Origin of the sequence: Allobosea sp. 2KB_26 (genome assembly GCF_052115715.1) — a bacterium.
GTDB lineage: Bacteria > Pseudomonadota > Alphaproteobacteria > Rhizobiales > Beijerinckiaceae > Allobosea.
The window spans coordinates 37915-62392 of record NZ_JBFRHE010000018.1 but is presented as its reverse complement, the minus strand read 5'-3'; the positions used below and the strand labels follow the sequence as shown (position 1 = coordinate 62392).

General features: G+C 59.9%; 15 protein-coding genes. 12 read left to right on the top strand and 3 right to left on the bottom strand.

The window, feature by feature from the left end; all coding sequences use genetic code 11:
- Positions 1 to 196 precede the first annotated feature (196 nt).
- The gene (locus tag AB4099_RS29830) at positions 197 to 778 is read left to right on the top strand and encodes a hypothetical protein (protein WP_441480765.1); all 582 of its coding nucleotides are present in this window, start codon (positions 197 to 199) and stop codon (positions 776 to 778) included.
- A gap of 251 nt (positions 779 to 1029) precedes the next feature.
- On the opposite strand, the gene AB4099_RS35245 is transcribed toward AB4099_RS29830, so the two are convergent.
- The gene (locus tag AB4099_RS35245; protein ID WP_465248480.1) at positions 1030 to 1383 is read right to left on the bottom strand and encodes a hypothetical protein; all 354 of its coding nucleotides are present in this window, start codon (positions 1381 to 1383) and stop codon (positions 1030 to 1032) included.
- Between AB4099_RS35245 and AB4099_RS29825 the strand changes: the two genes are divergently transcribed.
- The 4 genes from AB4099_RS29825 to AB4099_RS29810 all read left to right on the top strand — a co-directional run bounded on the left by AB4099_RS29825 (position 1325) and on the right by AB4099_RS29810 (position 16754).
- Entirely contained in the window at positions 1325 to 2434 is a 1110-nt protein-coding gene (locus tag AB4099_RS29825; RefSeq protein ID WP_441480764.1) for a restriction endonuclease-related protein, read from the top strand. The genes AB4099_RS35245 and AB4099_RS29825 overlap by 59 nt on opposite strands.
- Positions 2431 to 5832 (top strand): hypothetical protein, encoded by a 3402-nt coding sequence (locus tag AB4099_RS29820; RefSeq protein WP_441480763.1) that lies wholly within the window; start codon positions 2431 to 2433, stop codon positions 5830 to 5832. Before AB4099_RS29825 ends, AB4099_RS29820 begins: the two co-directional genes overlap by 4 nt.
- Before the next feature lie 438 nt (positions 5833 to 6270).
- Positions 6271 to 15114, top strand: coding sequence for an RNaseH domain-containing protein (locus tag AB4099_RS29815; RefSeq protein ID WP_441480762.1), 8844 nt, complete (start codon positions 6271 to 6273; stop codon positions 15112 to 15114).
- Positions 15115 to 15119: 5 nt separating this feature from the next.
- Entirely contained in the window at positions 15120 to 16754 is a 1635-nt protein-coding gene (locus AB4099_RS29810) for an AAA family ATPase (RefSeq protein ID WP_441480761.1), read from the top strand.
- 472 nt (positions 16755 to 17226) lie between these two features.
- Here the strand turns inward: AB4099_RS29810 and AB4099_RS29805 are convergent, their stop codons facing one another.
- Positions 17227 to 18132 carry a LysR family transcriptional regulator gene (locus tag AB4099_RS29805; RefSeq protein WP_441480760.1) on the bottom strand — a complete coding sequence of 302 codons (906 nt, stop codon included), beginning with the start codon at positions 18130 to 18132 and terminating at the stop codon, positions 17227 to 17229.
- A gap of 121 nt (positions 18133 to 18253) precedes the next feature.
- Here AB4099_RS29805 and AB4099_RS29800 point away from each other — a divergent pair, with 121 nt between their 5' ends.
- The 4 genes from AB4099_RS29800 (at position 18254) to AB4099_RS29785 (ending at position 21814) form a co-directional block, all read left to right on the top strand.
- A complete protein-coding gene (locus AB4099_RS29800) occupies positions 18254 to 19120 on the top strand; it encodes a pirin family protein (RefSeq protein ID WP_441480759.1) in 867 nt (288 codons plus the stop codon).
- Between the two features lie 100 nt (positions 19121 to 19220).
- Positions 19221 to 19901, top strand: coding sequence for a hydrolase (locus AB4099_RS29795; RefSeq protein ID WP_441480758.1), 681 nt, complete (start codon positions 19221 to 19223; stop codon positions 19899 to 19901).
- Between the two features lie 106 nt (positions 19902 to 20007).
- Positions 20008 to 20607, top strand: coding sequence for an NAD(P)H:quinone oxidoreductase (gene wrbA, locus AB4099_RS29790; protein WP_441480757.1), 600 nt, complete (start codon positions 20008 to 20010; stop codon positions 20605 to 20607).
- Between the two features lie 256 nt (positions 20608 to 20863).
- The gene (locus AB4099_RS29785) at positions 20864 to 21814 is read left to right on the top strand and encodes a glutathione S-transferase family protein (protein WP_441480756.1); all 951 of its coding nucleotides are present in this window, start codon (positions 20864 to 20866) and stop codon (positions 21812 to 21814) included.
- A gap of 22 nt (positions 21815 to 21836) precedes the next feature.
- Here the strand turns inward: AB4099_RS29785 and AB4099_RS29780 are convergent, their stop codons facing one another.
- A complete protein-coding gene (locus tag AB4099_RS29780) occupies positions 21837 to 22454 on the bottom strand; it encodes a pirin family protein (protein WP_441480755.1) in 618 nt (205 codons plus the stop codon).
- 282 nt (positions 22455 to 22736) lie between these two features.
- Here AB4099_RS29780 and AB4099_RS29775 point away from each other — a divergent pair, with 282 nt between their 5' ends.
- The 3 genes from AB4099_RS29775 (at position 22737) to AB4099_RS29765 (ending at position 24474) form a co-directional block, all read left to right on the top strand.
- Complete coding sequence (locus AB4099_RS29775; RefSeq protein WP_441480754.1) at positions 22737 to 23378, top strand: hydrolase; 642 nt, start codon at positions 22737 to 22739, stop codon at positions 23376 to 23378.
- A 202-nt stretch (positions 23379 to 23580) separates the two neighbouring features.
- Entirely contained in the window at positions 23581 to 23877 is a 297-nt protein-coding gene (locus AB4099_RS29770; protein ID WP_441480753.1) for a putative quinol monooxygenase, read from the top strand.
- A 156-nt stretch (positions 23878 to 24033) separates the two neighbouring features.
- Positions 24034 to 24474, top strand: coding sequence for a DoxX family protein (locus AB4099_RS29765; protein WP_441480752.1), 441 nt, complete (start codon positions 24034 to 24036; stop codon positions 24472 to 24474).
- Positions 24475 to 24478: the final 4 nt, after the last annotated feature.

The following is a 24478-nucleotide window of genomic DNA, read 5'->3' as shown; positions in this document are numbered from 1 at the left end:
GGGTAGTGTGTCGGCGCTTGTGAGTGAAGTATGTCCGCATGCCGTGGAACGACACCATGCCGACGAGGCATGTATCATACCCGTGATCCTGCGAGGCTGCGACTGGCATCCGACGCCTTTCGGCAGGCTGATCGCTGCCCCTCGCGACGGCAAGGCCATCCGATCCCGGCCCGATCTCGACGAGGCATTCCTCGACGTGGCCAAGAAGATCCGAGACGCCCTGCCGAAGGCGGCCGTCGCCCCGGCCCGAGCCAGTCCCATGGTGGCCTCCCATTCCATTCCCCTCGCCGGCCCAAGGCCTCGATCCAGCAACCTGCGCATCAGCAAGGCCTTCACCGAAGCCGACCAGGACCGCTTCCTGGACGAGGCGTTCCACTTCATGGCCAAGTTCTTCGAGGGATCCCTTTCGGAGCTCAAGGCGCGCAATCCGGAAATCGACACCACCTTCAAGCGCATCGACGCGAACCGCTTCACCGCCGTGATCTATAGGAACGGTAAGGCCGTCTCGCGCTGCAAGATCGTGCTCGGAGGAATGCTCGGTCGGGGCATCTCGTATTCCTCGAACGACCAGGCCAACGACAACCGCTGCAACGACAGCCTTGCGGTCGAGACCGACGCCCAGGGGATGTTCCTGAAGCCCATCATGGGCATGTCGCATTTCGGCGGCGAGCCCGAAGCAGCACCTGACCTTCGAGGGGGCCGCGGAGTATTATTGGGATGCCCTGATTCGCGACCTCCAGCGAAACTGAACGATCGGCCGTTCCACTGGTTTCATTAAGTGGAACTTGTCGGCAATCAATAATTCGACATCGAGCCAGCCAGTTTCAGGCGAAGCTGATGTTAATTGACTGCATTCGCAACTTGCAACCTATACGATAGTCGTCGATCATTGGGCTCGACGAGCGGCACAAGAAGGCCGCCGACTTGGGGGCAGGTATGCAATACTCATTGAGGATAGGATCTGATCACCCTGCCTCAAGGCGGGAATTGGGTCAGTTCAGTCGGATTGAGACACCTTATGCCCCGTGTCTATTCGACATCCCGACCCTGTCGCACGGCATCAAGCAGCCCAAGCCTTGCCAAGAGGTAGACGACGAGGCCCTTGCGCACGGGAATGATTCTCTCTCCCTTCCTCATTCCAAATTCCAGCTCGCTTGCCGCCCGTTGCGGCTTACTGAGTTCCTCGTGTGGCCCGAGGACGATGGTCTCATGCCAAAGGATATCCGGGCCCCCATCGATCCACGGATAGGATTTGCCCGGTTCCGCCCGAGCAATCTGTCCTACGAGGAAATCCGCGAAACTCCGATGCCGATCATTGGGCACTATGCGCGGGCTTGAGGCGGAAGTTACTGCCCTGCGTCTCGCGAAGGGTTTGACGGACATTCATGGGCGCGTCGTCAACGACGCAATACCCGTTCGCCAGGACGCGACTTTGCCCGCTTCAGCTAGACGTGCGTTGGCGCTACTTTCCGCGCAATGTCTATTGGCAGGGCCCGACCAACTTGACCTCGGCGCGAGTATCCATGACCTGATGGCGAAAGCGGCCGAGCCATTCCGCGATTGGGGCCTTCCAGCCTTTGCGGAAGGTTTCCGCTATGCCGACGTCAGCTTGGTCGATCCCGATACCGGCGCTCCCACCGAGGACTGTCGGGAAATGGCGAGGGCCGGCGGCGGCATCGAGATAGCCGCGCTGGAGGAGATCCATCACGAGAGATTACAGGCAGCGATAAGGGACCTGTCCCAGAAAGCTAGAGCAAAGGCATACACCGACATCCGCGAGCTGTGCGTCCGTCATCCGTTGATCCATGAGGACGATCTGCATGCGAAGATCGCTCTGGGCAGCCACATCGCAGCGGCTCGCACCATCATGGAATTTTATCGGCCTATCCCTTTGGGGGCGCTATTCGGCGAAGTCGCCCACCGTTGCGCGCACTGCCGTTCCCTCTTGTGGCCGGATGCAGACCGGCAGAGCTATCCCCAAGGTCGTTGCCGCGTGCGTCAGTGCCGGTTGGCGAATCCGGACGCTCAGCTGGGAGAAGTGCTGGACGAGCCGCGCCGCTGGCGCCTGGCAACTACAGCGGTTCTGGCGTTTTGGGTTGGGCCGGGTATCGACGAGATCAGGATTCATGATGCCCTGAAGACAGCCGGCAAGGACGTCGTCTTATATCCCTTTTCCGACGCAGCCGACGTCGGTGTCGATGGGCTGGCAGTCGGGATCGACGTCAAAACCTATGCTAGCCCGATCTTACTCGGCGGCAAGCTGACAAGGTCGCTCGGGCGCTTGCCGATGTTCGACAGGCGAATTGTGGCGATCCCTGACGACAAGCTGCAACGCAATCCGAGTTACATCCAACAATTGCGAAGCAGCTACGGCGGAGATCAAACCATCGAGTTCCTCCTTGTTTCACAGATCATGCGGGAGTTCGGCTCGTGAGGACGAAGCCCGAAGGCTTCGTACAGGCGATGGGCGCCCAGTGGCTGTGTGTCGTCCTGGACAAGCTTCTCGGGCAGACCGACATGACCAATGTTCCGGCGCTTATGTCGGGCTTCGGTTCAATCCTCGATCACCCACGCAGCGCGGACGCTTCCCGCGCGTTGTTTTCTTTGCGCCAGATGGGCGTCGCCCCAGCCTCGGACATCCAACTTCGGCAGTTCATATACGACGCGGTGGGCTGGGAATACGATAACGCCGGAAGTCCCGGATACATCGAGCCGCCTTACCGGATCGAGGCCGATCGCGCTGGCTATCCGTTTTTTTGCCGTGTCAGGTCGGACGACCCAACGCTCGCGGGAATGATCGCGAAGCTGCAAGCTGGGCTTCCCTTCGACCCGGAGACGATCCGGCGCGCGGACCCTGCCCGCCGGATGAGCGTGATCACCGGCCAAGGAGAACGCACTGAGCGCATCGGCCTTGACCTGAGTGAATTGCCCGCTCTGCCCGCGCCTCCGACGCATGATCATGAACGCCGACCTCGTGGGCCTATCGAGGTTCCAATCGCAGACCTCGAAGCGGTAGCCGCCGAGTTAGATGCTCGCGATGATGCCGCGCCAGGCCGTCCCAAGGGGAACTGGCTCGCGCGGCTGCGCGAATCTACCGGCAATCGCAAGGTACATGTCCTGGTCCCCGATAGGGCAGCCGGGCGCTTGATCGAAACCGAAAGCATCCGGTTAGAGGGGCTCAAGCATCTGATCGGACTACCGGGCACGGGCAAGACCACGTTGATCGTGCTCTTGCTGATGTGGCTCGATCGGAATGACTACCGTAGCGTCGTTCTGCTCCCATCGATCGAGACGTCGCTCAATCTCCTTTCCGATCTATCATTTTACGGCGCCGAGGTCGGCCTCCTGGTAGGGCAGTCCCCCGAGACCCGGATCGAACACGCGCGGAAGCTAGCTGAGCGATTGGCCGGCGACGAGTTTCACGGCTTCGGCAGAACGGCACCGGGCGCTAGTCTGCTCGCCCTGAACTGCGCGATCGGCGCGTTTGACTCGGACCCTGACGCGGGGCGGGACTTCCCGCATCTAAAGCCGCCCTGCACCTCGATTAAGCAGCGGCCGCTGAGGAAAGACGGGACCGAAGGCGAAGCTGAATCTACACGCCTCTGCCCAGTCGCTGGTTGGTGCGGGCGCCTCCGCGCGCCGCGCGAGTTGACCCGAAAGCGGATTTGGCTCGGTCATGTGCTGTCCATGGACACTCGCATCCAACCACACTTCACAGATTTGAAAATCAGGCATTTCGAGGCCATCGCCCGTTCAGCTGATCTCGTCATTATCGACGAGGCAGACGGGGCGCAGGCCGTTCTCGACAAGAAGGCGATCTCGGACCTCGACCTGACGGGAAGTGAACAAAGCTACGAGCATGCTCTGATGCGCGACCTGTTTACGCCGGTGTCGCTCGGAAGGAATGCAATGACTGCCTCTAACGTGAGGCAGTACAGTATGGCAGCCTCAGACTTCCGAGCGCTCAACCAAAATCTCGTGATGAACATCCAGACCGACCGTGCCCGCCACGGTTCTGAAGGGCCGCTCAGCCGCTTCAAGGACACCTTCATCACCAGTAACAACGTCGTCACCACGTTGTTCTGCCCACCAGACATTTCTCTATTGGAGGGACAGGACCGAGTGATCGAGGATCACCGGTTCAACGCCATAAACAAGTTCTGGGACGGCTGCGTTCGCGCTGCCATGTTTCGGCGAACAGCCGCCGATGATGACGACTATACCTTCGAACCCATGGAGATCGCGCCGGCGATAGGCCGGTCCCAACAGGACGTCGAGGAGGCCGCCGTCTTCATCGCCAACGCGATGCGAGACTGGATTTCTGAGCCGCTCCAGACGGAGAAAGATGCCACTCTAGATAAGATGAGGGCCCGACTTTTCGCGCTCATCCCGCCGAGGGCAGATCTTGGTCGGGAGGAAGCCGCCGACCTTTTCCGTTTCCTTGTCGGGGTTACCACGGTTGTAATGCAGTTTCTGGCACTAATTCCCGCCCAACAAGCCATGGTGGCGGAAGGCATCCACAGCGCGCCACTATTCCAAAAGGGCATCTCTGAAGATCTTGCGCACGTCGTCCCGGAATCCTTGATCGGCAGGATGTCCGGCGTTCGCTACCACTTGGACGAGGGAAAGGAACAGCCAAGCGCGAAGATCCAGTACGTTGCGTTCCGCGGCGCTCCCCGGGTGCTCATGTATCGTTTGCAAGAGATGTTTCGTCACGACGGGCAGACGACGGGACCGGCAGTGCTTCTCGCAAGCGCCACGTCCTATCTGGCTGAGAGCCCGAGTTACCACATTCCCGCTGGCCCCGATCTGATCCTTCGCCGGGCGAGCGAAGATACAGGCTGGCGCGACAGCCTCTATGCGTTCTCTCCCATTCCCGATACCGACGATCCGGGACGGCACCTGAGGTTCAGCGGAACGCCCGTGCATCAGCGCGATCGTGTTCTCCGTAAGATGATCGACTACTATTTTCGGAGCGAGAACCCCTTAGCGATCGAGATGACCCGGGACTTCGACGGGGGAAGGAAGGTCGGGCTCGTCGTCAATAGTTATGCGCAGGTCGCCTTGGTAAAAGACCATCTCAGGCGGACCCGCCCTGACTTGGCCGATCGGGTCATTGGTGTGATTGACGTCGTACCGGCCAACAACGCTGGCGACTGGGTCACGGCATCCCAGGTGGAGCGATTAGGAGCTCGGCCCGAAAGTTGGGACGTGATCGTCTTCCCCATGAAGGCGCTCGCGCGCGGCGTGAACATCGTATTCGAGATGGGAGAGCGTCGCCGAGACGCGTTAATCGGCACGCTTGTTTTCTTGGCGCGCCCGCATCCGGCGAGCGAGAGCCTCGATCTCGTGGCGGGCATCACCGGCGCACGGACGTTGGCGTTCGATCGTGCGGCGCATGCTGCAGGAGCCTCGCTCGACGACCTGTCTACCGCATGGCGCACAGCTCGCGCTGAGCTCGTGCGCACGACACGCCGCCTTCTGCGATTCCCGATTCAAGCAAGCCGTCTTGGCGCGTTGGCTAAGCCCTTCACGGCCGACATCATGGTCGACGTGCTGCAAACAATCGGGCGAGCGATGCGGAATGGATGCAAAGCGCGCGTGATCTTTGCGGATGCTGCCTGGGCACCGATGTCAGCCGCGGGCAAACGCGACGGGCGTGGCACCAGCATGCTTGTCATGATGAGAGACATCTTGCGGGATCGGCTTGGCACTGACGATCCGATCGATCGCGAGGTCTATCGGGCCCTTTACGAGCCCTTTCTGCATCCCCTTGAGCGCTGTGCGAACGTAAATTTCCCCGATGGACGAGACCGTGACGACGAGCATTGATAGCGCCCCGATATTCTATCGCATCGACAAAGAGCAACGACCGTCTCTACGGCTCGCCGTTTGCGCACTGTCAGTCTCCGGTAAGGCCGGGGAAGCCATTCCTACGACAAAGTTGCGTTGGACGGCCGTTATGGCGAGCCGGTTGCGTGCGATAGCCGACCAGGCAAGGCAATCGGAACGTCCCGAAGGAAAGTCGCTGCCCTATGCCTCACTACGTGCCGCGCTGCTGACCAAGATCCCCGAAGCCGTGCTTCTGGCCCCGGACTTGGGTGCGCCCTGGAAGCGCGAAGGCTTCGGTGCGGTCCTCCATTCCGAAGGCGGCCATCCGGATCTCGCTTCACGAGCCTCTGGTGCCTTGGCCGCCTGGGTACCGATGGTTTTGCGTCCTTGGGCGGAGATGGTTGACGTTGATGAAGCGCTCGTTGACGGCGCGCGGACTTGGCCTCGTCCGGTGGGGCCTTCGAGCCTCCCGAGGAGTCTAACCTCGACCTATCAGCAGGAATCGCGTCGGGTGCGCCGTTCAGCGACACCGCGCAGGCAATCTTGCAAGTCGTCTCCCGGCGTCTCGAAGGTAACGAACTCTTCGAAGGCCTCGGACCCGTCTATCGAATTGTGAGAGGCCGCTCTCGGGACAACTCGGTCGAGTTCATGACTTGGCCAACCACCGGCAAGGACGGTGCCCCGTTCTCGATGTGCGCCTACATTTCGGTCGAAACCGCGCCCTACTTGGATCGTCCCATCCTCGTCGTATCGGCTAGACGCCGCCGTTGGCTGACCGAGATGCCCTCGGCCAGCCGACTTCGAATGCAATCTAAAGCTCGCGGTTATATTCTTGCACGGAACTCCGGCGCGCGCATCGCAGTGGAGTTCTCGGCAGATGTGGTTGGCGGAAAGATAGCCGAGCCCTTCTCCCCGGAGTACATGATCCAGGCTTTGGCAATCCGAGCCGACCTGACGGCCGCATTGCCCGACATGGTGGCTCGCCAGGGGGCTGGCGGCGTGTTCGTCGGGCTTCCTCGCTCGGCTTCTTCAGGACGCAATGGCGGTGGTACCGGGGCGTCAACCCGGGACCAGTCCGATCTTATCGATAAAGTCGCGGAGCTGTTGAAGGGGGATGGTTTCGGGCCGCTTGAGTGTGAATCAACGCCCGAAATTAGAAAGGTGCCCAAACGCGCAGAAGAACGTCATAGGGCGCTAGCGATCGAGGCACTCCTGGCGGACATCGGTCTGCAGCTCGGCCGAAACGATGTCGGCGAGGACAGCTTTCGCGAAGCGTGGGAAGTTCTCTCCTCAGGCGAACTTCCGCCGAAGCTCGAATACACTAAGGCGGAGAAGGCGCGAGCCGAGCTGGAACTCGTTCGGGAGTTCAACCGTCAACGTGTTATCCGGGCCTTCGGCGACATTGTTCCTCGCCTGGTCCTCGTCGCTCCCACCGGTCAGGAGCGAACGACATTACGAATGTGCGTCGACGCGCTCTTCGGCAAATCAGTCGATGTCCTCGAGCATGCCCTCCCACAGAAGGTGCATGGTCCGAGATCGGACCTCGATACGCCCAAAGCCGCCGCTCGTGAACGGTTCACCGAACGGGTAGGACGGTGGCGCCCGCTCGCTGAAACACTCGCGCGCGAAGGCGCGGCCAATCATGTCATCGTCCAAGCATCCGACTGGTACGGAACGCGCAAGGACGATCCTGTCAATAAATTGGCTGGGCGTTACGCACTCGCCTCCCACGCCAACGCCAACGTTCAGTATCTGCGACCACCCACACTTCGCTCGCGGGATTTCGCGAACTACCTGCATCGAGTGCAGGCAGCCGTGTACGATCTCTTATTCGGACATTCTGGCCTGGTTACGGAGATCGGCAGCGTCTTATCAGGTGGATTTCCGAACGCAGCCACGAGGCCCAAGGCTGTCATCGGGATTTCGGTCGTCACTCAATCGCGAACCAGATCTGGAGCACAAGGGGGGCGCCTCTGCCTGGCAACCCGAATTGACGCTGCCAGTGGTGAGACGACCGCTCGCGTTGGCTGGTACCAGGGCGCCATGCGCTGGTCGGGTTCCTGGATACCTTTATTCGAGGCGCTGAAGTCGATCGCAAGCCCCGAAGTCAACGCGACACTTGGAGACGGTCGCGAGATAGAAAGCATCTCGTTCCAATCTTTCGTGAAAGGCGTGGTCGATGACGCGGTTGCTGCGGGCGATCGCCCCCTCGTCCTCGTTGATTCCACATCTGCGGCCTCCCTTTGGCCATCGCTGACGGACAGGGGAATATCGGAAGGCCTACGGATCGGCACTGAGCAGATCGACGTAGCAACAACGTGGACCGGCGCCCGTCTCGTGCGTGTGAGGAGTGGAAGGGCGGGCCGACTAATCGAGGCCAAGACCCGCTATTACGAACGCGTCGCCACCGATGGATCTGTCGGCGCCAGCGGCGCTCACGAGCGATATTGTCCGACCATCGTCGAGCGAACAGTCAAGGTGGTGGGAGGGCCGTCCAGTAAGGGGAATCACTACTGGATGACCCACGGGTACTTCCAGATGTCGTTCCCGCGCGGCTTGAGCGTTTATCGTCCTCTACCCGCCATGATGCCGGCCAAAAAGCTCAAGGTGGCTGTCCCGCTGGAATTGGACGGCGAGTCCATACTCTGCGAGCGCGAGGTCGACATCTCGTCCGAAAGCTACCGTTTGCCCCGTCCGATCGACGTTACCGTGGCACTCCTTCAGCCTGAGGATGATGCTGACCGGCTCGCCTACGTGATCGCGAGCCTCCGGCACGGCTACGGTCATACCGCAGCTCCAACGACATTGCCCGCCCCCCTTTCCTTTGAAGCGAAGGCGCGCGACTACATGACCCGGTTCGCACTTGATGATGCGGATCTCGACGACGACGAAAGTGAGGACGGGGACCCGCCAGACGACGATCCGGAACAACCCACACCCGAGAGCGAAGTGGAGGTCGATGGGGTACTTCCCGATGGACCTTCGGACGAGGCGCCGTCACTGCCGGTGATTACCCCCACCGGGCCGACCCAGCGGCATGTGTCAATAGTTGAGGTGTCGGATCACCCCCTAGAACTATCAAAAGGCGAGCGAGGAGACATCGAATTGAGTGCGGAATTGCTGGATCAGAATCGTGGCCTCTGGTCCGAGTTCCCGAAGGCTCCGGTGCTACCGGTTCCCGCTTTCGTCACGACAGACTGGCTCGAAAACAAGCTATCTGCCCCGAACTCGCTGTTGCGCATGATCCACGAATGGCGCGGAGAGATCGAGGAACTGTCCGGTTTCGATGGTTGGCCTGAGCGCAAACCATCATATGACGAATTTTGCGCACTACTCATCGAAGGCTTTCGGTATCCCAATTTTCTGCGAGCGTTGACCAGAGCAGCTATTCGGACGTTGCCCCCTCGCAAGCGCCCTGATTACTTGCTATTCAACCCATTCAAAAATCTCGTTAACTCGCGACTTAAAACGTTACTCGGCTACAAGTCTGCAGTTGGCGTTCGGTATAATGAAAAATCACTTGGATTGCTGTGCAGTAAAGGCCACGCCGACATGGCGGCAGCCGTTCTGTATCTCGTTTCACTCGGCGCGGGCCACCAGCCTGACTACCTGAAAATCGCCGAGAAGGACCAGGAACATCTCGGCGAGGTCATTCCATTCCTGCGCGCTGTCGAAGAACACATGCAAGGCGACTTCGACTGGAATCGGGATATCGTGCATCTCCGAGCCTCACCGTCGGCCCCACCGAAGCCGAAGCCCAAACTTGTTCCCGAGAAGAGCGTGACGGCCGCCCATGCGGAGAGGCCACAGGTCGCAGCTCCGCTTCCCATCGAAGACAAAATCAGCGTTGAATCTCCCAAATTCGAGGAGAACATCGTCCAGCTTCGATCACCCGAGGTGCGGTGGCAGGACGCCATCCGCCGCATCGCTGAAAATTCGTCGCGTGCCGGCGAAGAACCGAACGCCGACGTTCTCCGAGAATTGCGACGCGCCTTTGTGGAGGCTCGGATCGCTCAACGTGACTGGGAGGCGAGCCGACCGAAGTTCGTTGATGGAACAGCCATCATAGCGGCAGCGATCAGATTAGCTTCTGATCTGGACTTGGCATTCTCCGACTGGCGTGTTGGCGACCAGGCATCGAGACGTTCGCCTCTTCAACTGCCGGTGGATGCTGAAGCTCTGCTGCAGGCGGAACTAAAAAGGATGGTCGCTCTGCATGCGCACGCAGAGCTACTCCTCAAGTCAGCTAAAGACTTGATGAAAACGGGCGATCTGGACAGGCTCGATGAAGCCCGAGATCGGAGGTCCGAAGGAAATTCGGTCCGTGCGGCCCTGGTGTCGGAACTTGCTACCTATTTCGACCGGCTCGATCTTGCTGTCACAAGGCCTCAAGAACCAACGTCGCCGCTGGTCATTTCAGTCGCAGCCGACCAAGCCTCAACGCCTGACGCTCCGGCCGACAAACCAGCTACCTTCATCGAGGAGGTCATCGCTCTCGAATTCGATCAAGTTGAGGAGACGCAAGGCGCTGGCATTGACGACGCTTCGTTGGAATTTATCGACGAGTCGACGACTGAAGATCCGGCCCCCGAGATTTTCGACACACTAAAGCTAAAGCCGGACACATCAACGACCGAGGACAATCCTTCGGTTCCTCTCGATCCTTTGATCGAACGGATCGAAAGGAAGACGATTAGCTTGATGGAAGCGTTCGAGCCGGGGCTGGCGTACCACCTCGTACGGGCTGCAGGCGCATCATTCCCTTCGCATGAATTCGCCTTCGATGTTGACGAACTACGTCTCATCGCCATGACGCCGTATATCAACCACACAGCGATGCAGGGGAACCAGTTGCTTGCGGCAACGCTTGAACGGGCTCTTGTCGCCGTCGATCACTCTGCGCCACCGCACGAAGGGGGCCGGAATGATCTTTCGGAAGAAGTACGACAGGCACGTCGCCTGGCGATGTTCGGCGTCGTTTCCTCCCTGGTCCTCTTTCATCCAAGCACCGCAGCCGCGCAGATACTTTCAAGCTTGGGAACCATTTCGCCCCAACTAGACGTGAGTTTGTATCCTCTCCGTGATGCTCTCGTAGAGGGGTCGCGTTCACGCCTTACCTTGACCCCCGCCATGTTTCGGGCTGTCAACGTCCAAGCGGCGGGTGATCGATACGCCGACGAGTGCCGCGGCGATGTCCTGGCGAAGATCGAAGTGATCGGTCGCCTTCAATTCCGCTTCCAGCTTGGTACCAAGATCCGGACGGCCTTAGTCCGAGGGGATGGTGCATTGGGCCGCCTACAAGAGGCGGTGACGGCCAACGGAAATCAGGGTTTGGCCGCTGCGAAACAATTTGGCGAGGATTATAATGATCGCGCCGCGATTATTGAACTTCTCAATGAAGCCGAGGCCGCGACGAATAACCGACGCCTGCAGGGCGTCGACGGGGAAGCAAGGGAGCGACTTGTCGCGAACATCCTCGAACTCGCCGGTCTTTGCCTAACCTACGTGCAAGCAAAGGACGCAACTCCGGCCATGAACGTGGCCGGGCAAAGATCACTCGTGCAAAATCTTCGCTCCTCGATCATTCACGGGCTCGAACGGGCACTGCCGGCCCTCACGTCACTGCCCGAGGGATCGCCAAAGCTTGTGATTGAGGCTGCGACATTTGCGGAGCGGATGCTGCATCGGTTGCGGGATGCGCTGGATGGGAAATTGCCACAGATTGGGCCCTACGACCATCTCATCGCCGTTCATGGCTCGCTGCCATGGGTATCCGGCCTGCGTTTTGGCAGTTCGTGGCTGCCCGCCCCCTACGAGGCGGATACCGTTGTTGTGCGATTGTTGCAGGCTGAACCTGTCCCACGTGAGCCTTTACCAGGCTTTTTCGAGGACATGGTTCGACGTTGCTTGGACGAAGATCGTTACGTGGCCGCGTGGATGCTTCTAGATCAAGCGGCATTTCGCGGTATCGACGAAGGCGTGAGAGAGAACGTTCGCCTGCTTCTGCACGCGAACACCCAGACCCGAAAGGATCAACTCGGCCTCGATCTCGGCGAGGCACGCCGCTCGGTTGAGCGGGTGCAGCGACTAGGCGCTCTTGTCGGCGCGGACGACGGCCAGGATCTGATCTCGTTTCTCGATCGAATTGAGCTCGCGAATATTCCTGCGTTTAGGGATCCTGACGCTCGCGGGGAAATGGAAGAGCAGGAGACGATTCAGGATTTCGCGGCCGCACAAGCCATCCTGGACGACGTGGTTTTTCGCGTAGGCCACCTGCTCGACAAACCCAGAGGACATCTTCTCGCACGACTGGCGAGCATTGTAACAGTCGGAAAAGTATTGCCGGAAGACGCCATTCGGGTGCGTCAGTTGATCGAAAAGGACGATCTTCTGACGGCCGGTGAGTACCTCGACTTCATCGTTGATGGCCGGGGCATCCCGGCTAGTACCTCTCCCAATCCAAAGTTCAAGGAATTCTTCCCTGTTGTGCCTGCCCATCTAGCGTCTGCGGACGTTGACCGGTCTCGGATTAGGACAGCTATCGAGACTGGTACTGATTTCGGCCCGCTATTGTTCTCGCGCATCCCCGCGGCACGCCGTGAGGACGCGTTGCGGATGCACGACGAATGGCAAGAGCTTACACGGCGGGTTCAAGCGAGTGCTCCCGACATTCAATCCGTCATGGCTTTCCTTGGCTCCTTTCTTGACCGCGCAGGGCTTCGGTCGGTGTTGGAGAAGATCGACGCGTCCATGTCGAACACACGCCGAAAAGTGTATGCGGCGGAGATGCGCTTGCGCATCGAGCAGGACGCCGAAGGCGTTCTACTCCCGGAATTCGGATCGTTGACTGGAGGCAATTACCGCGTTGTCGTGCTGGCTCGGATGCCGACGGAAGTCGAACTCGCGCCCCTCTGTGCCAACGCCGGCGCTCAAGGAGTGATCTTGCTGGTGACGGAACCGGTCTCTCGCGACCGGCGCCGCCAACTCGCATACGACTCGATCAAAGCGCAGCGAAAGGTGCTCGTAATAGATGAAGCAATCGTACTCTTTGCGCTGTCGCAGGCCGAATTCCGATCTCTCACACTCATTGAATGTGCGCAGCCTTTCTCCTTTGCCTCCCCATATCGCGACTACGGTAACCAGCCGGTGCCTCCGGAGATATTCTTCGGTCGCGAAACGGAATATCGGAAGGTGGTGGAGCCTTCCGGATCGTGCATAGTTTATGGCGGCCGACGCCTGGGCAAATCGGCACTACTGCAACAGGTTAAGACTAAAGAGCACGCACCCGCTGCCGGGAATGCTGTCGCCTACGTCAACATCCTAGCTATCGGCAACCATGCGATGCCGAGCGAGATCTGGACGTATGCTTCGCGGGAGTTACCAGATGTTTTCCGAGAGCCGGTATCGAGCGCTTCAGACTTCCGCGTCGGAGCGACCCGCTGGCTTGATGGAGACAGTCGGCGCAGGATACTCGTGCTGTTCGACGAGGCTGACCGGTTCATCAAAGCCGATGCCGAGGACGGTTTTCGAGAGTTCATTCCGCTGCAAGGGTTGATGGATGCGACAGGCCGACGCTTCAAGTTCGTGCTCGCCGGGTTGCATAACGTTACTCGACTTGTTCACACCGAGAACCCTCCTCTGAAACAGATCGCGTCGGACCCCCAGCGGATCGGACCGTTAATGAACGAGGAGCTTCGCGATGCTGAGCTTCTCGTGACTCGGCCGTTCGCGGCCCTCGGCTATGAATTCCAGAATCGAGAGGACGTGTGGCGAATTCTCAGCCACTGCAACTACTATCCGGTACTTGTCCAGACATTCTGCAAAGGATTGTTAGAAGCCTTAACCAAAGAAGTCGAACAGACACATAAAGCCCTGCTCCAAATTACCGATGAACACGTGAAGAGGGCTTTGGAAAACGAGCGCATTTCTAACGAAATTGGTGAAATGTTCGATCATACGCTCAAGATCGACGATCGATACGATTTAATTGCTAATATTATGGCCGAAAGATCCTTGCGCGATACTGAGGAAGGGCGCGTTGGGGAGGGCATGTCGCCTGTCGAGGTTATGGAGGCGGCTTCGCGAGCCTGGCCCGCAGCCTTCACTCAGAATCACCGCCTTTCGATCGTTGAGGATCTACTCGATGAAATGGAAGGACTCGGCGTTTTGCGGCGAGGCTCGGATGAAATGTGGTCTTTGCGCTCGAAGGCCATTCTGCGGCTGCTTGGTAACGAGACCAAGATCACCTCCCGACTTATGGAGTTTATAGATCGACCGGCACAGCTGCCATTCGAGCCAAGGACGATGCGTCGTGAGCTTCGCCTGCCTGCTCTTTTCAAGGTCGCAAACGGCCACAGTTGCCCGCTGACCCTTGGACAAGAGCATGACCTTCTGTCCGGTGAGGCGATCCCCTCTCATGCTCCAATCAGCCTCATCTTTGGCAACGCCCTTTCGGACATCGGCATCGTCGCGGCCGCGATGAAGGACTTCGAGGCTCGCACCTCATCCAGCCGTCGCGCTGAAGTCGTCGCGAAATCATGGACAAGCGTGGAGGCTCTGCTGGAGGAATTTCGCACCATGCGCTCGGACGCCAGCCGCGTCCTATTCGTCGTCGATTCGCGCTCAGACTGGAATCAGAACTGGGTAGCGACACTGCTCCGCTCCCGTAACGTTCGGGAGGGCAAACTATCAGTTGCGTTCGTCGGGGGGCCAGATCATGCCCTGAATTGGATATCGGTTCCCAAATCGGCGTTCCCATCATCGCAGGTCAAAGTTATGCCATTGCAGCTATGGTCGACCGCAATGATGGAACACCATCTGGGACGGATGGACGTGCCCGCTGCTTATCGCAACGAAGTCCAAAGATTGACGGGCGGATTCAACCGCACGATGACGCAAGCTATCGGCGCGGCCGTTGTTGATCGAGGGGATAGGTTCAAGAACCGCATTGAGCGGCAAAGCGAGAAGTTGCTCGGGGACCGTTCCCTTCTTGCCGACCTCGGCTTGGTTGGCCCAATGCGCCTGGTGTTCGAAGCCATCCCCAAATGGCTCGAAGATGGTGGGATCACACCCTATTATCTTACTGAAGGCGTGCTGCCCGGGATACCGGAGGCCAGCGATCTCACGAGCGCCAAGATCATCGATTTCGGCTCGTTGTTAGGGCTCATGACCGCCGAGCCCTTCGCTCCCGGAACAAATGAGGAAATCCGGCGCTACGTACTGAATCCGCTGCTGTTGGGTGCGCTGAAATCGATCGGCAGCGCCGCTCAGGCTGCGGAGTGATCCCCATGGATTGGCGCCGCGTCGATTGGTGGGATATGCCCGGGCCAAGCCGGTTCGTCGATAAGGCGGCGGACCTCGTTATCGGTTCGTCTGCTGGAGTCATTGGTCTCGCACTTCCGGATCCAAGACCGGCAGGTCTGCTAGACGCACTTGCGAGCAGGACAGAACATCGCCTCGGAGGACCGGTTGCCCGCGTGGACGCCCAGGTTGGATTGCGTGGCCGTTCAGCAGCCACCCTGCTCGCGGCTTCAGCTGGCGTCGTGGCGCGTATTCGCACCGTTGAGGACTTCGTCAAATCCGCCGAGCTCGCCGGCCAAGTCTTCTTGGTCGACGGCATTGGGCATGACGATTGGGACGCTTGGGCCATTTTCCTGACCTTGCTGAAAGCGGAACGGAGCCGTGCTCAGAGCCTGCTTGCGCCATGCGTTCTTGTTGCCTTGCCGCCCAGCTTCCCGATGGGCGAGTATCGTTCGGCCTTCGGCTCAACCCTGACCTGGCAAGGCGTGGTTTCGCGCATCGATACGGAGATTTTTGCCGAGCGCGAATGTGCTTGGCCCGACGACGATTTATTGGCGAGAACGGCCGTGTCTGTCGTGGTGGAACTCTCGGGCTGGGATCCGTCCATGGTGAGGTCGCTTTCACGCCTTCCCGTAGAAGACCAGATAGATCCGCGCGAACACTTGCTGTCCGTCGACGATATCGTTGCCGGAAAGACGCCGTCTTGGTCGAACGGGCTGGTCGATAGATGGGACGGAATGACATTTCCCCACACGCTGTGCCTGCGGGGGAAAGCTGCCATCAAATTAGATGAGCGCATATGGCGAGCGCATGTACGTACCGTATTCCCGTTCCTTGATAGAATCAGGCGCGCCTTCGCCGCTAAATACGAGCGGCGCATCTATGCTGATCTGCCGCTCGTGAAAACGTTCCACGCTCGGCAGATTGTCTATGAGCATCCGGATGCCCTCGAACTTCACGATATCAATGAAGTTCTAAGGCACGATCTCCCGAGGGATGAGGCCACGCTCCTTGGCATCTGCAAACACCTGCGCCGGCAGATGGCCCATGCGGAACCGGGCGACGCCCGCCGGATACGGGCGGCTTCCGAACTGTGGGAAGAACTCGCCAGTAAATTCCCGGAGAGGGCGCATGCTTGGGATTGGCCCCGCTGCGGGCAGAGATTGGTGCTATTGGTGGGACCGAGCGGGGCAGGAAAATCTCATTGGGCAGTTCGGAATCACGATCCAAACGAAATCGTATCCTCCGATTCCATACGCGAGCGGTTGTTTGGCGGACTGATGATGACGGGTGATCAAGCCGAGGTGTTCGCCACGTTGAGATACGAAGCGTCGGTTCGCCTCGGAGCTGGAAAGAGCGCCGTAATCGATGCCACAAATATCAAGCGGGAGGACCGCTTGCTCAACGCCAGCCTGATGCCCCCCGATATGTCGGTTGAGTACGTGATCATAGATCGGTCCATGGAAGAAAAGCAGGCGTCTGCCGGCTGGCGCCTCGAACGGCCAGGCTTACTGTCCGGTCATGCTGAGATATTTGCCAGGGAATTGGCCGACATCTTGTCTGGCGACGGGAGGGACAACGTCACTGTCAGGGATTTGAGGGCTACTGCGCTTCGATCGTAGGTAGTTCAGATATGGCCAGCAGGTTGCGCGTGCGGGCGTTGCCGGCGATCGCCCAACGCATATCTCACCAATGGCGCCTCCCGGGACTTCGCGTACGGCTAGAGGCAGGCGCGCACAACCCGCCGAGGTCATACCGGGGCGCCTCTACTACCCAGGCAAGCGGCAGTGGATCGACGCCTACTCAGGCGTCGACGACAAGTTCTACAGACGCTATAGCCTTCAGCGAGCGAGAACTTGCGCGCCTGGATAGTGGCGAGATCAGCTCCGCTGAACGGCATAATCGAGGTGGCTCTTTGTAGTCTCTGGACTGTTCCAAGGCGAGAATCGTGGCGCGACGTGTTCGCGTGAAGCTCGATATAAAGTGACGATCAGCCCCGTTTCGGACCTGAAGAGATCATCAACATCGCTGCGAAACTTATCTTGTCTTTGTTCAATTGGAGTTCAACGAACCCCTCTGGATCGGCCGACGCGTTTATGGCCGATTAAGCAGAGCATATTCCGAAGCGAGAAAATCAAGCAGGGCCCGGACCGACGGTAGCATCCCTCGTCGCGACGGCAGCGCCGCATGGATGATGCCGGCTCTCGGCACCCAGTCGGGAAGAAGCTCGACCAAGCTCCCCGCTTGGAGATCTTCTCGAACTACCATCATTGGGAACTGGCAAATTCCGACGCCGCGCAGGGCGGCCAATCGCAATGCCATCATGTCCTCGGTGATGAAACGCGGGGCGTGCCGAATTGCCGCTGTTGCGCCGCTCGGGCCCTCGAGGCGCCATGCGTGTTCGTGCTGGGTGGGTTCCCAGGCCAAACTCGGCAACGTGGTCAGGTCGGCCGGCACGATGGGGCGAGCGAACTGCTCCAACAATGCCGGGCTGCCAACGAGACGCTGGGTGCTCTCTGCCAGCTTTCGGATCACCATGTCGCTGTCTTCCAGCGGCGGAAAGCGGACGCGAATGGCAAGATCGAAGCCCTCGCGGATGACGTCGACACGCCGGTTCGTGCTCTCCAACAGCACCTGCACCTTGGGGTAGGCTGCCATGAAGCGCGCAACCATGTCGCCCAATTGGAAGTAGATCACTGAGGATGGGCAACTCATTCTAACGATGCCCTGCGGCTCCGCGCGCACCCGATCGATCACCTGCTGAGCAGCCTCAGCCTCGACCATCATTGCCACGCAATGATGGTAGTACTCGCGACCAATTTCCGTGACTGCAAACCGTCGCGTCGAACGCTGCACTAGGCGTACGCCGAGATGCTGCTCAAGGAGGCCAATGCGCCGGCTGAGCCGTGAGCGCGGTATGCCAAGCTTGCGCGCTGCTGCGGCGAATCCGTTCTGCTCCACCACATCGACAAAGAAGCGAAGGTCATTGAGGTCGTGCATGGTGCATTGTCCTATTTTCAGGACATAGTAGCGCAAACTCGCCAACTACCACCAAGTTTGTCGCGCGTTTAATTTGCTTTTCAAGCCAGCCCTTACAGGCTGAAGCAACGGAGCAGCAGCGATGAGAAAGGTTCTCGGCGTCTTTAGCAGTCCACATTCACACTGGGTTGGCGACGGTTTTCCGGTTCGATCATTGTTTTCGCATGCGGCACAGGGCGAGCATGTGAGCCCTTTCCTGATGCTCGACTATGCTGGGCCGGCGGACTTCACGCCCGCCGAGCGTCCGCGGGGCGTCGGGACCCATCCGCATCGCGGTTTTGAGACGGTCACCATCGTCTATCAAGGCGAGGTCGAGCACCGCGACTCCACTGGGAATGGTGGCCTGATCGGACCGGGCGATGTGCAGTGGATGACGGCTGCATCCGGCATCTTGCATGAGGAGTTCCACTCGCATGCCTTCACCCGCAAGGGTGGAACGCTCGAAATGGTCCAGCTTTGGGTCAATCTCCCGGCCAAAGACAAGAACGCAGCTCCCGGCTACCAGACGCTGCTCGACAGGGAGATACCCGCGGTGACGCTGCCCGATGATGCGGGCGTGCTACGGGTGATCGCGGGCACCTATCAGGGGCATCCCGGGCCGGCGCGCACCTTCACACCGATCGATATCTGGGACCTGCGCCTCAAGCGAGACGGAACGACCTCGCTAGTTCTGCCGGAAGGCCATACCCTCGGCGTGGCCGTGCTGCGCGGCAATGTCCTGATCAACGGTGCGGACAAGGTCCGTGAAGCCCAATTTGCACTTCTGGACCGCAATGGCGGCGAGTTGACCCTCGAAGCCGAGACTGACGCGTCTGTCCTCATCGTCAGCGGAGCACCGATCGACGAGCCGGTCGCGATGCATGGCCCCTTCGTCATGAACACACGCGAGGAAATTCGCCAGGCGATGTCCGATTTCCAGAGCGGCAAGTTTGGCGAAATCCCGGCCTAACCCCTTTCGGACCGGTTTTGCCGGTCCGAATCCCCGCTCCCGCCAAACGCGCGAGCTCCCTGCGGGCGGATGCCCGATAATCCAGAGAATGGAGAATACCATGAGTGCTCCAGCCAACTTCAACGGCCAGCGGCCGGTCATCGATGCCAATGACGCCGTCATGCTGCTGATCGACCATCAGAGCGGGCTGTTCCAGACCGTCGCGGACATGCCGATGACGACACTGCGAAACCATGCCGCTGCACTCGCCAAGATGGCGACACTGAGCAAGATGCCGGTGATCACCACGGCCTCCGTGCCGCAGGGTCCGAATGGCCCGCTGATTCCGGAGATCCACCAGAATGCACCGCATGCGAAGTATGTGGCGCGCCGGGGCGAGATCAACGCCTGGGACAACCCGGACTTCGTCGCGGCGGTGAAGGCGACCGGGCGCAAGACGCTGATCATTGCCGGCACCATCACCAGCGTCTGCATGGCCTTCCCCAGCATCAGCGCGGTCGCCGACGGCTACAAGGTCTTCGCCGTCGTCGATGCCTCCGGCACCTATTCGAAGATGGCGCAGGAGATCACGCTTGCCCGTGTCGTTCAGGCGGGCGTCGTCCCGATGGACACCGCCGCAGTCGCCTCGGAACTGCAGAAGACCTGGCATCGTGACGACGCCCAGCAGTGGGCCGAGGTCTACACGAAGGTCTTCCCGCCCTATCAGCTCCTGATCGAGAGCTACATGAAGGCGCAGGAGGTCGAGAAGAACCACGAGCAGCTCGACTCGCAGCGCGGCTGACGCGCGGCAGAGAGCGCTTCGCTCGCGCCTTGTTACCCCAACAAAACCAGCGGAGCAGCCCCTGCTCCGCTTCTACAAGCTTTCTCAAGTATCAGAGCCCATCATCGTGACAAAAGTTCTCGTTCTTTACTACTCAAGCTACGGTCACATCGAGACGATGGCCCAGGCCGTCGCACAAGGCGTTCGCGAGGCGGGCTCAGACGCCGTCGTCAAACGCGTGCCGGAACTGGTCCCGGAGGAGATTGCGAAGAGCTCTGGGTTCAAGCTGGACCAGGCGGCGCCAATTGCGACCGTTGATGAGCTTTCTGAGTATGACGCCATCATCCTCGGCGTCCCCACCCGCTTCGGCAATATGCCGGCACAGATGAAGAATTTTCTCGACCAGACGGGCGGTCTCTGGTTCCAGGGGAAACTGGTCGGCAAGGTGGGCAGTGTCTTCACATCCACGAATACCCAGCACGGCGGCCAGGAAAGCACGATTCTGTCGACCCATATCGTGTTGCTTCACCACGGCATGGTGATCGTTGGTCTGCCCTACGCATTCAACGGGCAGATGGAAATGGGTGAGATCACTGGCGGCTCGCCCTACGGCGCCAGCACGATCGCCGGCGATGGATCGCGTCAGCCGACCGGGAATGAACTGGCGGGCGCGCGCTACCAGGGACGCCATGTCGCAGAGATTGCGAGAAAGCTCGCAGCTTCATAGCGACACCGACAGCCGTGGGTCAGCGCTCTCGCGCGGCCCCGGCCTGGCCCAGCTATCACCTTCATCTCAACCCATGGCGGCAGGGCGGTTCTTCCAGGTACCTGTATTTAACGTCGAGCCGGTGAAGTCGGCCGACCTTCTCAACTGGACTCGGCCTTCGGGAACTGACGATCCGGTTCAACGACATCGGCCAACGTGCCAATGATGCCTTGTAGGGTCTAGCCTTTGCTACCGCGGACACCGGAAGGGAACGACAATGGGATTGCTCGTGGACGGTCGCTGGCACGATCAATGGTACGACACGTCGGCTAGTGGCGGGCGTTTCGTGCGGCAGGATAGCGCCTTCCGAAACTGGGTGACGGCCGACGGCGGGCCGGGCCCGACTGGAATCGGCGGCTACCGGGCCGAGGCAGGGCGCTATCATCTCTATGTCTCACTGGCGTGTCCCTGGGCGCACCGAACCCTGATTTTTAGAAGTCTGAAGGGGCTGGCGCCGCTCATCGACGTCTCCGTCGTGCATTGGCTGATGGCCGAGCAGGGGTGGAGTTTCGCGGCAGGCGAAGGCGTGGTTGCAGACCCAATCGGTGGAGCCCGGTTTCTGCACGAGGTCTATACCAAGGCCGACCCGCATTATTCGGGACGCGTCACCGTGCCCGTTCTCTGGGACAAGCAGACCGGCACGATCGTCAACAACGAATCGTCTGAGATCATTCGCATGTTCAACTCCGCCTTTGATGGGATCGGAGCAAAGGCCGGGGACTATTATCCCGAACGGCTCAGGACCGAGATCGACGACTTGAACGCTCGTATCTATGCGACCGTCAATAATGGCGTGTACCGGGCCGGTTTCGCGACGACACAGGAAGCCTATGAAGAGGCCGTCGGTCCCTTGTTCGAGACGCTGGGCTGGCTCGAAGAGCGCCTATCGTCGCGGCGGTTCCTAACGGGGGACGCGATCACCGAAGCCGACTGGCGGCTATTCACGACGCTGATCCGCTTCGATCCCGTCTATGTCGGCCATTTCAAATGCAACATTCGGCGGATTGCCGATCATCCGCACATTTCCGCCTATTTGCGCAGCCTGTTGGAGGTCGATGGTGTCGCCGCGACCATCAATCTCGGCCATATCAAGCGCCACTACTATCAGAGCCACCGCACCTTGAACCCCAGCGGTATCGTTCCGGTGGGGCCGCAACTCACCTTCTGACCGCCATGCATTTGGAAGACGATCATTCCGGCAGAGGGATGAACTCGCTCTCGTCGGGAACGTGACCGAAACGCCCCTGCTTCCAATCTTCCTTGGCCTGCTCGATGCGCTCCTTGCTCGACGACACGAAGTTCCACCAGATGTAACGGGGACCTTCGAGCGCAGCGCCACCCAGGAACATCATCGTCGTCGGCTGGGTCGCGCGGACCGTGATCCGGTCGCCCGGCTTGAAGATCAACAGGCGCGGGCCCTCGAACAGGTCGCCCGCGATATCGATCTCGCCGCTGAAATGGGAAATGCCGCGTCCCGCCGTCATCAGGTTCATCGCGCCCGGGCTGATCTCCTGCACATTACCTTCGCTATCCCGGTGCATGATGCGTCCATCGAACAGGTAGGACACTGTTGCCAGGCCGATATGAGGGTGAGGCCTGACATCCATGCCATGACCGGCGATGAACTGCACCGGCCCGAAATGATCGAAGAAGATGAAAGGGCCGACCATCTGGCGCCTTCCATGTGGCAGCGCACGCCGGACGTTGAAGCCGCCGAGGTCGCGCACGCGCGGAACGACGACAAGTTCGAGTGCATCGCAGGATTTTCGATCGCCCGTGACGGGGTCTTCCGTCGGTAGCCAGCTCATCGGCGTCTCCCTTGCGCGTGTGGGCCGGCTGCGCCCGGCCGCGCCATGTGTCTATACGCTGCATTATGAGCTCCTCCCCCGATCATGGTTAGGGCCGGCGCCCCGATATTGTTCGATGAGGAAGAACACAGAGTTCGCGGGCAAATCACTTCTGCCTCGTGAGCACAGTGCTAGGCTGACCTGCCCGGTCGGATCAGGACCGACAACTTCCGGGCTTTGGCGCGATCGCGTCGCCGCCGAGGCGCCCGGTCAGCGCGCCGCTGCAACAGCGAGGATGACATCATGACAAGCGAAGCCATTCGTGACCCCCGCAAGGATCATTTGCTGACACCGCAAAACTCGGCCTTCATCATCATCGACTATCAACCCGTCCAGGTGAACTCGATAGCCTCGATGGACCGCCAGCTGATGATCAACAACATCGCCGGCGCCGCGAAGGCGGCCGTTGTCTATGGACTGCCGATCGTCCACTCGACGGTGAATGTGAAGAGCGGTCTCAACAAACCCCCGATCCCACAAGTCCAGAAGGCGCTGAAGGGTATCCCGACCATCGACCGCACTACGATCAATTCCTGGGAGGATGTCGAATTTCGTCAGGCTGTCGAAAAGACGGGACGCAAGAAGCTGATCATGACCGCGCTCTGGACGGAGGCGTGCTTGACCTTCCCGGCAATCGACGCACTCGCCGAGGGTTTTGAAGTCTATGTCGTCGCCGACGCGGTCGGCGGCACCTCGGTCGCCGCGCATGAGGCGGCACTGCGCCGAATCGAGCAGGCCGGCGGCAAGATGATCAGCGTACCGCAGCTCTTCTGTGAACTGCAGCGCGACTGGGCTCGCAAGGAGACTGTTCCGGCCTTCATGAACCTGTTCATCGAGACCGGCGGCACGGCCGGCATCCAGTTCGGCTACGACCGGACCGAATAGCTCGGAACCAAGCCTTCCGCGGCATTCTGATACAGCCGGGACGGCCTCAGTCCAGGATGCATGACGCGCGTTCCTACGTTGCCGTGAGGAGCGCGCAGATGGATCCTGGAGTGCATCTTGGATCGCACGAGGAAGCAGCCCTCAGATCAGAGCCGAAGGGCTCCTTTTTAGGTTGAACGACTCACTGAGGAGGACCTGTCAAATGAGCGAGCTTTTCATTGTTGTTGCTCTCTACGCGAAGGATGGCAAGGAAGCGGACCTTCGCCGTGACCTGATCAATGTCGTCGAGCCATCACGCCGGGAAGAGGGCAATCTGCGGTACGAGCTTTTCGCTGATCAGAGCGAGCCGCGCCGGTTCGTCTTTGTGGAGCATTGGGCGAGCAGGGAGGCGCGGGACAAGCACCACAACGAAGGCGACCATATCCGCTATTTCCACGAGCACGGCGCCGCCAACGTCGAACGAACCGAAATCGCATGCTTCCTGGACCGCATTGCGTGAAGACAGCTCCCCTGCTTTCGCGGCACGCTGCGCCGCGAAAGCAACTTCCAGGGCCCTCACCCATTCCTCGAAACGCAACTTGATTGATCGACGGGCAGGATCGCGGGATCCCGCCGCCCGGCCGGACGCCTTTACTTCGCAACTTGGATCCACTGCATGACAAATCCCGAGGAGCGGCGCTTCCTCATCCCCTTCCTCACTCCGCTCCATGCTGCGCTTGAACCGCTTGCCTACGCGGCGATGCGTGTGACGTCCGGGCTGATCATGGCGACATTCGGCTGGACCAAGCTGTTCGGTGACGGCATGACCCGCGACATCGAACTGTTTCAACGGCTCGGTCTGGAGCCGGCCGTGCCGCTCGCCTATTTCACCAGCGGTCTGGAATTGCTCGGAGGTCTCGCCATCGCGATCGGCCTTCTCACCAGGCCGCTCGCTTTCATGCTGTTCATCCAGCTCGTAGTGATCGTCGTAATGGTCATGATCCCGCGCGGCACGGGCTATCACCTGACCGTGGTCTGGCTCGGGACTTTCGCCCTGATGTCGGTGCATGGCGGTGGCCGGCTGTCGCTCGATCGCTGGCTCGGCCGGGAATTCTAGTGCT

What these genes read in the sequence shown, in the direction of transcription:
- AB4099_RS29795 (WP_441480758.1), top strand. Translation starts at nt 19,221, where the DNA reads ATGAGTGCTCCAGCCAACTTCAACGGCCAGCGGCCGGTCATCGATGCC.
- AB4099_RS29825 (WP_441480764.1), top strand. Translation starts at nt 1,325, where the DNA reads ATGCGCGGGCTTGAGGCGGAAGTTACTGCCCTGCGTCTCGCGAAGGGT.
- AB4099_RS29810 (WP_441480761.1), top strand. Translation starts at nt 15,120, where the DNA reads ATGGATTGGCGCCGCGTCGATTGGTGGGATATGCCCGGGCCAAGCCGG.
- AB4099_RS29775 (WP_441480754.1), top strand. Translation starts at nt 22,737, where the DNA reads ATGACAAGCGAAGCCATTCGTGACCCCCGCAAGGATCATTTGCTGACA.
- AB4099_RS29805 (WP_441480760.1), bottom strand. Translation starts at nt 18,132, where the DNA reads ATGCACGACCTCAATGACCTTCGCTTCTTTGTCGATGTGGTGGAGCAG.
- AB4099_RS29785 (WP_441480756.1), top strand. Translation starts at nt 20,864, where the DNA reads ATGGGATTGCTCGTGGACGGTCGCTGGCACGATCAATGGTACGACACG.
- AB4099_RS29780 (WP_441480755.1), bottom strand. Translation starts at nt 22,454, where the DNA reads ATGAGCTGGCTACCGACGGAAGACCCCGTCACGGGCGATCGAAAATCC.
- AB4099_RS29765 (WP_441480752.1), top strand. Translation starts at nt 24,034, where the DNA reads ATGACAAATCCCGAGGAGCGGCGCTTCCTCATCCCCTTCCTCACTCCG.
- AB4099_RS35245 (WP_465248480.1), bottom strand. Translation starts at nt 1,383, where the DNA reads ATGTCCGTCAAACCCTTCGCGAGACGCAGGGCAGTAACTTCCGCCTCA.
- AB4099_RS29770 (WP_441480753.1), top strand. Translation starts at nt 23,581, where the DNA reads ATGAGCGAGCTTTTCATTGTTGTTGCTCTCTACGCGAAGGATGGCAAG.
- AB4099_RS29800 (WP_441480759.1), top strand. Translation starts at nt 18,254, where the DNA reads ATGAGAAAGGTTCTCGGCGTCTTTAGCAGTCCACATTCACACTGGGTT.